General features: G+C 63.8%; 13 protein-coding genes. 6 read left to right on the top strand and 7 right to left on the bottom strand.

Annotated elements, in window-relative coordinates; all coding sequences use genetic code 11:
- The 3 genes from VLJ37_04735 to VLJ37_04725 form a co-directional block, all read right to left on the bottom strand.
- Positions 1-593 (bottom strand): hypothetical protein (locus VLJ37_04735; GenBank protein ID HSA58972.1); only part of this gene is annotated, 593 nt, incomplete at its 3' end.
- A complete protein-coding gene (locus VLJ37_04730) occupies positions 590-2,059 on the bottom strand; it encodes an SDR family oxidoreductase (protein ID HSA58971.1) in 1,470 nt (489 codons plus the stop codon). The genes VLJ37_04735 and VLJ37_04730, both read right to left, overlap by 4 nt.
- Positions 2,060-2,126: 67 nt before the next feature.
- Positions 2,127-3,263, bottom strand: a complete 1,137-nt coding sequence (locus VLJ37_04725; GenBank protein ID HSA58970.1) for a DUF4215 domain-containing protein — start codon at positions 3,261-3,263, stop codon at positions 2,127-2,129.
- Between the two features lie 167 nt (positions 3,264-3,430).
- Between VLJ37_04725 and VLJ37_04720 the strand changes: the two genes are divergently transcribed.
- From VLJ37_04720 to pdxH, 4 genes are read left to right on the top strand one after another with little or no spacing between them, the layout of a single operon-like run.
- Positions 3,431-3,799, top strand: a complete 369-nt coding sequence (locus tag VLJ37_04720) for a CbiX/SirB N-terminal domain-containing protein (GenBank protein ID HSA58969.1) — start codon at positions 3,431-3,433, stop codon at positions 3,797-3,799.
- On the top strand, positions 3,796-4,692 hold the full coding sequence (locus VLJ37_04715; protein ID HSA58968.1) for a TIGR01777 family oxidoreductase: 897 nt from the start codon (positions 3,796-3,798) through the stop codon (positions 4,690-4,692). The genes VLJ37_04720 and VLJ37_04715 overlap by 4 nt, the downstream gene beginning before the upstream one ends.
- A gap of 53 nt (positions 4,693-4,745) precedes the next feature.
- On the top strand, positions 4,746-5,387 hold the full coding sequence (bcp, locus tag VLJ37_04710) for a thioredoxin-dependent thiol peroxidase (GenBank protein HSA58967.1): 642 nt from the start codon (positions 4,746-4,748) through the stop codon (positions 5,385-5,387).
- Positions 5,388-5,391: 4 nt separating this feature from the next.
- Positions 5,392-5,970 (top strand): pyridoxamine 5'-phosphate oxidase, encoded by a 579-nt coding sequence (pdxH, locus tag VLJ37_04705; protein ID HSA58966.1) that lies wholly within the window; start codon positions 5,392-5,394, stop codon positions 5,968-5,970.
- 54 nt (positions 5,971-6,024) lie between these two features.
- Here pdxH and VLJ37_04700 read toward each other — a convergent pair whose 3' ends face one another.
- Positions 6,025-6,771, bottom strand: a complete 747-nt coding sequence (locus VLJ37_04700) for an RsmE family RNA methyltransferase (protein ID HSA58965.1) — start codon at positions 6,769-6,771, stop codon at positions 6,025-6,027.
- 119 nt (positions 6,772-6,890) lie between these two features.
- On the opposite strand from VLJ37_04700, the gene VLJ37_04695 reads away from it, so the two are divergent.
- A complete protein-coding gene (locus tag VLJ37_04695; protein ID HSA58964.1) occupies positions 6,891-7,262 on the top strand; it encodes an RNA-binding protein in 372 nt (123 codons plus the stop codon).
- Positions 7,263-7,312: 50 nt separating this feature from the next.
- On the opposite strand, the gene VLJ37_04690 is transcribed toward VLJ37_04695, so the two are convergent.
- The 3 genes from VLJ37_04690 to VLJ37_04680 are packed head-to-tail and all read right to left on the bottom strand — an operon-like array spanning position 7,313 to position 9,881.
- A complete protein-coding gene (locus VLJ37_04690) occupies positions 7,313-8,014 on the bottom strand; it encodes an SOS response-associated peptidase (protein HSA58963.1) in 702 nt (233 codons plus the stop codon).
- Positions 7,972-9,339 (bottom strand): DNA polymerase IV, encoded by a 1,368-nt coding sequence (locus VLJ37_04685; protein HSA58962.1) that lies wholly within the window; start codon positions 9,337-9,339, stop codon positions 7,972-7,974. The genes VLJ37_04690 and VLJ37_04685 overlap by 43 nt, the downstream gene beginning before the upstream one ends.
- Entirely contained in the window at positions 9,336-9,881 is a 546-nt protein-coding gene (locus tag VLJ37_04680) for a S24 family peptidase (GenBank protein HSA58961.1), read from the bottom strand. Before VLJ37_04680 ends, VLJ37_04685 begins: the two co-directional genes overlap by 4 nt.
- A gap of 301 nt (positions 9,882-10,182) precedes the next feature.
- Between VLJ37_04680 and VLJ37_04675 the strand changes: the two genes are divergently transcribed.
- Positions 10,183-10,665, top strand: coding sequence for a hypothetical protein (locus VLJ37_04675; protein ID HSA58960.1), 483 nt, complete (start codon positions 10,183-10,185; stop codon positions 10,663-10,665).
- Positions 10,666-10,735 lie beyond the last annotated feature (70 nt).

Here is a 10,735-nt window from a genome sequence, read left to right as displayed (position 1 = left end):
TCCCGGAAGATCGCGGAGGCGACGGCGGCCTGGAACTTGGCGAAGAGGTCCTCCTCGACCTTGTCGCACTCCTCAAAGTCGGGCACGTCGTTCCGGTTGAGGATCTTGAGGCAGTCCTCCTCGATCATCCGGCGGTGGCTGGTCTCCTCCTCCACCACCTGCTTGAGCTCGTCGCGGACGAAGCCGTTCCGCGTGATCTTGCGGTAAAGCGGGTAGAGCTTCATCGCCCGACGCTCGACCACCGCGGTGACCAGGAGGTAGTTCTGGTAGGAGTCGATCTTGGAGGTGAGCTTGGAGATCCATTCCGTGAGCGTCTTGTCCAGGGTCTGGAAATAATCGACGGCTTCGTCGGGACAGAGATAACCCGCGTCGGCGCCGCCGGAGACGATCACCGCGAGGCGCTTGAAGGCGTAGGCATGCCGCGTTTCGTCGGAATGGTGCTGGAGGATATCGAGCGAGGGGTGCGCCTTGGAGAAGGTTTTTCCGATCTTGCGTGCTCCGATGTACTCGAGGAGCGAGAGGGTGTTCAGCCAGCGCGCCTCAGCCTCGGGCCTCGAGGCGATCTTTTCCAAAATGTCCTTGATCTCCTTCATGAGGACGCTTCTTCGCTCCGCCTCTTGATCTCCCGGATCAGCCCGGAAAAAATCGGGCGATGAAAAGGATACAACACAACCCAATAGAGGAGTCCAGCCAGTCCCTTGGGCTCGAAATAAGCGGTTTGAGAGAGCACCGAGGCCTCGGACCCCGACTCCGGAACCACCTCGAACTGAAGCCAGGCGCGTCCGGGCACCTTCATCTCGGCCCGGAGACGAAGCAGGCGATTCTCGCGCACCGCTTCCACGCGCCAGAAGTCGAGCGCGTCCCCCGCCCTGAGGGTGTCCGGATTCCGGCGTCCCCGCCGCATCCCGATGCCTCCCACCAGACGGTCCAGAAATCCGCGCAGCCGCCAGACCCAATCCATGTAGAACCAGCCGCGCTCTCCGCCGATCCCCGAAAAGACCCGGAAGACGGCCTCGGGCCGGGCCTCGACCTCCGTTTCGCGTCTTTCCAGGATCATGCCCTCCCGCATTTCCAGGTGAGGGAGCGTCGGGTGGAGCGGCGGCGGCGCGGGGACCGCTTCCAACGAGGACTGGGAACCCGACCAAATGGTCTCGACCTCGCCTTCTTCGATCCGCTCCAGGGCGAGCCGGACGGCCTCTTCGTAGCCGATGGGACGGATGTCGAAGGTTTCGAGGGCCTCCCGCGAGCCGCAGACGACGTCGTTCTTAAGCCCCTCGATGAGCGGGCGGGCGAGGGCCGCCGGAATGGGCGTGACCAGGTCCACCCAGTAGGAGGAGACGCGGGGCGTCAGCACGGGCACGGGGAGGAGCCGCCTCTTAAGCCCCCTCACCTTCGCGTAGCCGAGCATCATGTCCCGATAGGTCAGGACGTCCGCCCCGCCGATCTCAAAGACCCGCCCGGCCGCGCGAGGCTCCCCGGCGGCGGCCGTGAGGTAGGCCAGCACGTCCCGGATCGCGATCGGCTGGCAGCGGCTCATGACCCACTGGGGGCCGATCATCACCGGCAGGCGTTCGGCCAGGGCGCGGATCATTTCAAAGGAAAGGCTTCCGGAGCCGACGATGATGGCGGCGCGGAATTCCGTCACGGGGACGCCCGACGACCGCAGGATCTCCCCCACCTCCTGGCGGCTCTTCAAGTGCGGCGAGAGGGCCTCGCCTTGGACGCCCAGACCGCCGAGATAGATGATGCGCTTGACGCCGGCGGCGCGCGCGGCGTCGGCGAAATGGCGGGCGGCCTTCCGATCGCGGTCCTCGAACCCCTCCTCGCCCGCCGTCATGGAATGGATCAGGTAGTACGCCACGTCGACCCCGGCGAGCGCCGCGGCGAGCGTCGAGGGATCGAGGGCGTCCCCGGCCACGATCTCCGCGCCGGGCCAGGGCCTGCCCGAGAGGGCCTCCGGCCGCCGCGCCAGGCACCGGACGGCGTGCCCTTGCTTCAAGAGGCGCGGGACCAGACGCCCGCCGATGTAACCGGTCGCGCCGGTGACGAGGATCTTCATAAAAAACGGGCGCCCGCCTGAGGCGGACGCCCGTTTCTACACCATTCGACCGATCGGTTGTTATGGATTATTCGCGGATGAGGCTGCAGCCGCCGCCGCCGTCTTCCCCGCCACCGCCGTCTGCCTCAATCACGCAATCCGAGGAGCAGCCGTCGCCGTCATCCCCGTTGCCGTCATCGCACTCCTCGCCCGCCTGGAGGACGCTGTCGCCGCAAGCGGGGGCGCCTTCGTTCGTGCAGAGGCTTGAGCAACCGTCGCCGTCGACCGTTCCTCCGTCGTCGCACTCCTCGGTGCCCTCAATGGCTCCGTCGCCGCAAACGGCCGCTACCTCGCTCTTGCAGGTGGCCGAGCAGCCGTCGCCGCCGGTGACATTCCCGTCGTCGCAGTCTTCGCCGGCCTGCAGGATACCGTCGCCGCAGGCGGGAGCGTTTTCATTCTTGCAATCCGCCGAGCAGCCGTCGCCGCCGGTGGTATTCCCGTCGTCGCATTCCTCGACCCCGTCGATCGCGCCGTTGCCGCACTCCAACTGGCAGACCGAATCGCAGCCGTCGTTGTCGGACGCGTTGCCGTCGTCGCACTCCTCGGCGCCATTGATCGCGCCGTTGCCGCACTCCAACTGGCAGGTGGCGTCACAGCCATCGTCGCCGGTTGTGTTCCCGTCGTCGCATTCTTCTGCGCCGCTGTTGTTCACGGAGCCGTCGCCGCAGATCTCTATGACGCAGATGCTGCTGCATCCGTCGCCGTCGGTCGTGTTGTTGTCGTCGCACTCCTCGCCGCAACTCACGTCATCGAGAACTCCGTCGCCGCAGGTCGAACCCGCGCCGGCGCAAACCCCGGCGCCGTCACATTGGTCGGAGGTTGAACAGATCAGCCCGTCGTCGCAGGGCGAGCCCGCGGCCTCGAACTGGCACGTCGCGCTGCAGCAATCGCCGTCGACCGTATTGCCGTCGTCGCACTGCTCGGTGCCGATCACGGTCGCATCGCCGCAGATCGGGTCGCAGTTGCTGGGATCCGCCTTGTCGCAGTCCCAGCCCGTCTCGATGGTGCAAGCGGCGCTGCATCCATCGCCGTCGATCAGGTTGCCGTCGTCGCAATCCTCCGTGCCCTGATTGTTGCCGTCACCGCACACCGGTGCCGCGGCCCCGGCCGGAACCGCCAGAAGAGCGAGGAACGCCACTAAGTAAAACATTCTTGGGGATCTCATAGGTCCTCCTAGGTTTTGGTTATATTCTTGCCCCCTGCAGTTCTTCTTATTAATTGAATTGGAACAGACGCAAGAATAATCTCTTATCCTGTCTTCTTTGACCATGATTCGGTCCGTCTCGTTTTTTTCGTAGCCATGTGGCACACTTCGCGGCGAGGTAAGGGTTGATGAGGTCTCCTGCACACGACAAGGCCTACGTGATCATCGCCCACGGGAGCCGCGAGGCGAAAGGCAACCGGACGTTTCTTCGCGTCGTCGCCAAACTCCGGTCTTCCACCCGAAAAAGACTCTTCGGCGCCTTTTTGGACCTCGCCGCCCCGTCAATCCCCGAGGCCCTCGAACAGGCCGTCGACTCGGGCGCCCAAGAGGTCGTCGTCGTTCCGCTCATGCTCTTTCCGGGCCGCCACTCCGTTCAGGACGTTCCCCGGATCGTTCGCAAGACCGCGAGGCGGCATCGGAACATCCGTTTCCTCGTCAAGAAGGCGCTCGCGCATCATCCGAAACTTCTGCCTTTCCTCAAGGAGATTCTGCGGTGAAAATCCTCGTTACCGGCGCAACCGGCCTGGTCGGCACGGCCCTCATCCCCAAGCTCCGCGCGGCCGGGCATCGCGTCGTGCGTCTCGTGCGCAGGAATCCCGTCAGCGACTCCGACATCCCCTGGGACCCGAACGCCGGCAAGCTGGACCCGATGTCCATCGAGGGGCTGGACGCCGCCGTCCACCTGGCCGGAGAGAACATCGCGGGGGGCCGCTGGAACGAGGCCCTGAAGAAAAAGATCCGCGACAGCCGCGTGAACGGCACGCGGCTCCTGGCGGAAACCCTGGCCCAGCTCAAGACCCCGCCCAAGACCCTCGTCTGCGCCTCGGCGATCGGCTTCTACGGAAATCGCGGGAACGAAGTGCTGACTGAGGAAAGCCCGGGCGGGTCGGGATTCCTCGCGGAGGTCTGCGCCGACTGGGAAAAGGCCTCGGCGCCCGCCGAGAGGAAGGGCATCCGGACGGTGGCCTTGAGGATCGGCGTCATCTTGAGCCGCGAGGGGGGCGCGCTCCGGAAGATGCTCCCGCCCTTTCGCATGGGCTTGGGCGGCGTGGTGGGGAGCGGGCGGCAATACTGGAGCTGGGTGTCGATCGAGGACGTCTGCGGCGCGATCCTCCACGCCCTGAACACGCCGTCCCTGAAAGGCCCCGTCAACACCGTCGCGCCTCAACCGTCGACGAACGCCGAATTCACCCGGACCCTGGGACGGGTCTTGAGGCGCCCCACGGTCCTCCCGGTGCCGGCCTTCGCGGCGCGGCTCGCCCTGGGCGAGATGGCCGACGCCCTGCTCCTGGCCAGCGCCCGCGTGGTGCCCGCGCGGCTGACGGCCTCCGGTTATTCCTTCCGCCACGCGGACCTCGAAACCGCCTTGCGGGATTTGTTGAAAAAATAGGGGAAGGGAGTAGGCTTGCCCGTCCGAACGCTCGAACGAAGACAGGAGGCTCTATGGCCAAGGCGCGCAGGAAGAAACCGGCCCGGAAAAAGAAGATGAAGATAAAGAAGACGATGACGAAGAAGCCCATGAGGAAAACAAGGGCGAAAAGGGTGAAAAAGCGGGTCGCCAGGAAACGGACCGTCAAGAAGGCGATGAGACCGGCCGCCCGGAAGGTGGCCGTCCAGGAGACGGTCAAGACCCTCACGGAGGGCCTCCCCGCTCCGGACTTCCGTCTCCAGTCCGACGACGCGAATTGGGTCTCGCTTTCCGACCTGCGGGGAAAGAAGGTCGTCCTTTATTTCTATCCCAAGGACGACACGCCCGGCTGCACCAAGGAGGCCTGCGCCTTCCGCGACGGGATCTCCCAGATCCAGGCCCTGGGAGCGGCCGTTTACGGCGTCAGCGTCGACGACACGGAGTCTCACAGGCGCTTCAAGGAGAAATACAATCTCAATTTTCCGCTGCTGGCCGATACCGACAAGAAGACGGTCCAGGACTACGGCGTCTGGAAGGAAAAAAACATGTACGGCCGGACCTACATGGGCATCGAAAGGACGACCTTCCTGATCGACGCGGACGGCAAGATCCAAAAAATCTTCCCGAAGGTGGACGTCGAGGTCCACTACGACGAGGTCCTGAAGGCCCTGGGGTAGGGATTTGGACAAGGACCCGATTCGGCAATTCAAGCTCTGGTTCGATGAAGCGTCGGCCGCCGGCGTTCCCCTGCCGGAGGCCTTCTGCCTTTCGACGGTGAGCCCGGACGGCCTCCCGGAGGGCCGGATGATCCTCTTGAAGGAGGCCGACGCCTCGGGCTTCGTCTTCTACACCAATCTCGAATCCCCCAAGGCGCACGCCCTGGCCAAGCGGCCTCAAGCCGCCTTGACCTTTTACTGGGAACCCCTCCGCCGCCAGGTGAGGATTCAGGGGCGGACCGAGCGCGTTTCGGACGCCGAGGCCGACGCCTACTTCCGCACGCGCCCCCGCGAGAGCCAAATCGGGGCCTGGGCGTCGTTTCAGAGCACCCCCCTGGACTCCCGGGAGACCCTCGAAAAACGCTTCGGGGAATTTTCGGAAAAATACGAGGGCCGCGACGTCCCGCGCCCGGCCCACTGGAGCGGCTACCGCGTCGTTCCCGACGCGGTCGAATTCTGGATTGAACGCCCCAACCGCCTTCACGACCGGTTTCTCTACACGCGGACCGGCGGGGGTTGGTCGATGAAGCGCTTGTACCCCTAGGGCGAACACCCGGTCAGCGAAGCAGACCCGTAGTTAGGGGTCGCCCCTGCATCGTCATTCGCCGAACTTCGCCAGCAAGAGGTCCAACTGGGCCAGGAGCGTTATGACGGCGTTCTCCACGCGGTGGATCGTTCGGCCGAGCGAGATCACCTGAAAACCGCGCCGCTTGAATTCCTCCAATTCCGCCTCGAGCCAGCCGCCCTCCGGCCCCACGGCGCAGACGATCCTCCGGTCGCGCGGATGGGGGCGCGCGAGCTCCGTGTCCCAGAGCGTCCGGTCGGTGGCCGGGTGGGTCAGGAGAAGGACGGCGTCCCGGAGGCGGCCCTCTTGTTCAAAAAATGTCCGGAACGACTCGTGGACCGTGACCTCCGTCAGGTAGGTGTTGCTCCCCTGCTCCATGCCGAGGCGCAAATGGTGCATCCAGGCGTCATCCTTCAGGAGACGGGAACTGAAAAAACTCTTTTGAACCCGTTCGGTGTTGATGAGGATGAGATCCCTCACCCCCGCGGCCCCGATCCCCTCCAGGACCTTCTTCAAGGTCTGAGGCCGGGGCAATGCCAAGACGAGGGAGAGGGAGGGGGTCTCCGGCCTGCCCTCCGGGATGCGGGTCTCGATCTCGACCAGGTCTCCATCGACCCGGGTCACCTTGCCCTCCCCGATGGCCCCTCCCGCGAGGCCGACCCGCAGGGTCTTGCCCACCGGGGCCCGGTGGACCTCACGGATGTGCGTGGCCCGGTAGTCGGTCAGCCGGACGACCGATTTTGAAACAAAATCATCGGGAAAGACGAGAATAAGATTCATATTGACCTTTTAGTCAAATAAAGCGAGTATTTAGCCATCAAAATGCCTGCCTTAGAGTCCTGCAGCATAGTGCTCATGTCCTCTTTAGCGGCGACCCACAACCCCCTTAGGAGGTAAACATGGGTAGAAAGTTATTCGTAGGGAACCTTCCCTTTTCCGCAACCGACGATACGCTCCGGGAGCTGTTCTCCCAGGCCGGAACCGTCGAATCCGCGCAGGTCATCATGGACAAGTTCTCGGGCCGCAGCAAGGGTTTCGGCTTCGTCGAGATGTCGACCGATGAGGAGGCCCAGGCGGCCGTCAGCAAATTCAGCGGCCAGGACCTGGAAGGCCGCGCGTTGACCGTCAATGAGGCCCGTCCGATGGCCCCCCGCGAAGGCGGCGGTGGCGGCGGCTTCGGTGGACGCGGCGGAGGCGGCGGTGGCCGCGGACGCGGCGACCGCGGCGGCTTCGGCGGCGGCGGTGGCGGCGGCGGAAATCGCCGCTGGTAATTCCGGCGTCAGTAAGAATCTCAAGGATTCCTAGTTTTCGCACGACCCCGTCATCTCGAGGTGATCCCTCGCGGTGACGGGGTTTTTGTTTGTGAAAGGCACGCCTCCGAATCGTTCTTGGGCGAGTTCACCAGCGTCCCCACCGCGTAGCCGGTCAGACGCCCCTCGGCGCAGGGTTTGAGCATCCGGAGGAGAGACTCGACCGAGACGTCGCCCGCGTCCATCCACGCCGCCTCGTCCTCCCGTCCCAGAATAACCGGCATCCGGTCATGGATCGGTTTCAGAAGCCCGTTCGCCTCCGTGGTGATGATGGTGAAGGAGCGCAGGAGCCCCCCGTCCGGCGTCTTCCAGGTCTCCCACAACCCCGCCAGGCCCAGCGGCTCCCCGTCCGCGGCGGTAAAATACATCGGCGTCTTCCGGGCGCCCTCCCGCTTCCATTCGAAAAACCCCGTGGCCGGCACGATGCACCGCCGCGACTGGAGCGGGGCGCGAAAGGAGGGTTTTTCCTTCAACGTCTCGGCCCGCGCGTTGATCATCTTGTATCCAACCTTCGGGTCCTTCGCCCAGTGCGGGACGAGCCCCCAATGCATGATCTCCAGGTGGGGCCCGCCGTTCGGGTCCTTCACGATGACGGGCACGTCTTGAGTCGGGGCGATGTTGTAGCGGGGTTTGAGCTTTGGACCTTTGGAAGGCAGCCCGAAGCGGTCGGCTAGTTTAGGATACGGGGCGGTTTGGGTGTAGCGTCCGCACATGCGCCGATGATTCTACTGTCCGGATCGACCGCAAGCAACGGGAGTCCGATGTGCCTCCGCGCGGTCTCCCCCGGCAGGAGATGGTCCCGCCGGTAGGTCCGGATGTCGTTCTTCCCCCGGGGCCGGCCCTGGAGCTTCAAGGCGTCGCCCACGAAGATGCTGTGCTTGCCGTAATGCGCGTTGATCGCGTCGATCGCCTTGGAGGCCTCCTCGATCTTCACCGCCTGGAGCGGATTCTCGAACAACCCGAACTGGATCGGCTTCGCCTTTTCCAGATGCGAGAGGACGACGCCGGTGGCGCGGTACTCCGTCCCCCCCTCGAAGATTTTTTCGAAGAGCCCGCGCGCGAGGGGCGCGAGCTGGAGCGTCGCCACCGTCGGCCGGGACAAGACCGCCTCGAGCCCCACGGTCGTGAAGTTCTGGCGCTTGAGATAGACCGTCATCCGCCCCGCGACGAGATCATACCGCCGCGCCTTGATGCACGCGCTCTCCAGGTTCCTCAAGAGTTGGGCCTTCACGTAATCCGGATCCGGCGAGGGCGGCAGGAAGGTCTTGCTCTTGCAGATGGACTGATACTCCTGCTTGGCGTTCACGTCGATCTTGTAGACGTACTCCCCCTGCAGCTCGCTCCAGATCTCCACCCCGATCTTGCCCAGACGCCTTTTGACGAAATCCCGCGAGAGCCTCACGTAGTCGTAGGCGGTCTTCAACCCCAGCTTGTTCAAATAGGCCGTTTTGTTGGGCCCGAACCCCCACACCTTCTCCAGGGGCGTCCGGGCGAGGAGGATGTGCAGCTGGTGCCCCGGCACCGCCGTGAACCCCGAGGGCTTTCTAAACTTGGAGCAGAGCTTGGCGAGCGACTTGGAGAGGCTCAGGCCCACCGAGACCGTGATCCCCAGGTCCTTCTCCACCTGGATTTTCATCCGGCGCGCGATCTCCTCGTAGGAGCAGTGATAGAGCATGCGGAACCCCGTCAGGTCCGCGAAGGCCTCGTCGATGGAGTACTCCTCCACCTCCGGCGTGAAGTCGCGCATGATGGCGTACATTCTTTTCGAAAAGAGGCTGTAGGTCTCGTAGTCGGAGGGCAGCATCACGCACTGGGGACAGAGCTTTCTCACCTCCGAGAGCGGCACCCCGCGCTTGACCCCGTAGGCCTTGGCCTCATAGCTCGCCGCCGCCACGATCCCCCGCTCGATCCCCGTCACCACCGGGCGGCCCTTCAGCTCCGGATGGATGGCCTGCTCGATGGAGGCGAAGAACCCGTCTCCGTCCAGATGCAAAATCCCGCGGGGCCAGGAATCGATCCGCACCGGTTCGCAGGTCATCGGTACCTCCTCACCACGGCGCCGACGACGCCGGCCACCACCAGCTCCTCCTTGGGATGCAAGACCGGATACTTGGGATTGCCCGCGACGAGGGAGACCGTCTTCCCCTCCTTCTTGTAATACTTGAGGGTCCATTCCCGGTCGATCTGCGCGAGCACGATGTCGCCGGACTTGGGGCTCTTGCCCCTCTCGATGATGACGAGATCGCCCGGCAGGATCCCCCCCTCGATCATCGAATCCCCGGTGACCTTGAGGAGAAAACTCGCCTCGGGCCGCCGGATCAAATACTGGTCCAGGCTCATCACGTCGACCAGCTCCTCCTCTGCCGGCGACGGGAACCCCGCCACCACCTGCCCCGCGAAGGGCAGGACCCACCGGGACTTGAGCCGCCCCGTCTCGTCGGCCTGGAGATGACCCTCGGAGATCAGTCTTTTCGCCAACTTATAGGCGGCGTTCTTGGAGGCGAATTGGAAGAGGTCCTGAAGCTCCGAGTAGGAGGGCATCCGCCCCCACCGCGCCTGAAAGGAGCGGATCTTCTGCAAGGCTTGAGAGTTGGGGGGTCGGATGGGACGTGGCTTCACAATGAAATCATAGGTGAACGATCGTTCACCCGTCAATGGAAATGAAAGATTCCACCGACATCGCCGATTGACCCAATGAATGCGGCACGATAGTCTTTCTTTGTGGCTGGCCGAAAACAAGGACTCCAAAAAATCATGAGGCTCCGGCGACGGACAGAGGCTGTCTGCCGACGGTATCCCGGGGCGGATCGCAGTGTCATTTATCACACGCTCTTGCTCTTGACGAAGCCGCCCGCCGAACGTCTCAAAATCGCCCTGACCCGTGCAAAAAAACTCCCCCTTCACGGATAAAGAGGCCGCCTTTTTCAAGGCATTGCAGCGCCATAAGGTGCCGTTTCTCGTCGTAGGCCTGTCCGCAGCGACACTCCAGGGGGCCCCTGTCGTGACTCAGGACATCGATCTTTGGATCGAAGATTTGAACGATTCCCGATTTCGTGAGGCACTCAAGGACGTGAAAGGATTCTTTGTGCCGCCCTTCGGCCCCAATCCGCCGCAAATCGGAGGAGACGGTCTGGACCTGCTCGACCTCGTCGTGTCCATGCACGGCCTGGGACGCTTTGAACAGGAGTACAAACGGAGTCGCTTGGTCCGCGTTGGTCCTCTCACGCTGCGAGTTCTGCCGCTCGAGCAGATCATCAAGAGCAAGAAAGCGCTGGGAAGAAAGAAGGATGAAGCGGTCCTTCCCGTCCTTGAGGACGCCTACCACGCGATCAAAAAAGCGCGCCGCCGGGCAAAGAAGTCTTAAAACTTTCCGCTCAGTCCCCGATCTCGACGATATGGGTCCGAAGCGCCGCCTGTCCCTCGGCGTCGACGGT

It is taken from the genome of bacterium (assembly GCA_035454885.1).
In the GTDB taxonomy this organism is placed as follows: Bacteria; UBA10199; UBA10199; order JACPAL01.
The sequence above is the reverse complement of the archived record's forward strand: the minus strand, read 5'-3'. Positions and strand labels throughout refer to the sequence as shown.

Coding starts and splice junctions, on each gene's coding strand:
- VLJ37_04730 (HSA58971.1), bottom strand. CDS start 2,059: ATGAAGATCCTCGTCACCGGCGCGACCGGTTACATCGGCGGGCGTCTG.
- VLJ37_04725 (HSA58970.1), bottom strand. CDS start 3,263: ATGAGATCCCCAAGAATGTTTTACTTAGTGGCGTTCCTCGCTCTTCTG.
- VLJ37_04720 (HSA58969.1), top strand. CDS start 3,431: ATGAGGTCTCCTGCACACGACAAGGCCTACGTGATCATCGCCCACGGG.
- bcp (HSA58967.1), top strand. CDS start 4,746: ATGGCCAAGGCGCGCAGGAAGAAACCGGCCCGGAAAAAGAAGATGAAG.
- VLJ37_04700 (HSA58965.1), bottom strand. CDS start 6,771: ATGAATCTTATTCTCGTCTTTCCCGATGATTTTGTTTCAAAATCGGTC.
- VLJ37_04695 (HSA58964.1), top strand. CDS start 6,891: ATGGGTAGAAAGTTATTCGTAGGGAACCTTCCCTTTTCCGCAACCGAC.
- VLJ37_04690 (HSA58963.1), bottom strand. CDS start 8,014: ATGTGCGGACGCTACACCCAAACCGCCCCGTATCCTAAACTAGCCGAC.
- VLJ37_04685 (HSA58962.1), bottom strand. CDS start 9,339: ATGACCTGCGAACCGGTGCGGATCGATTCCTGGCCCCGCGGGATTTTG.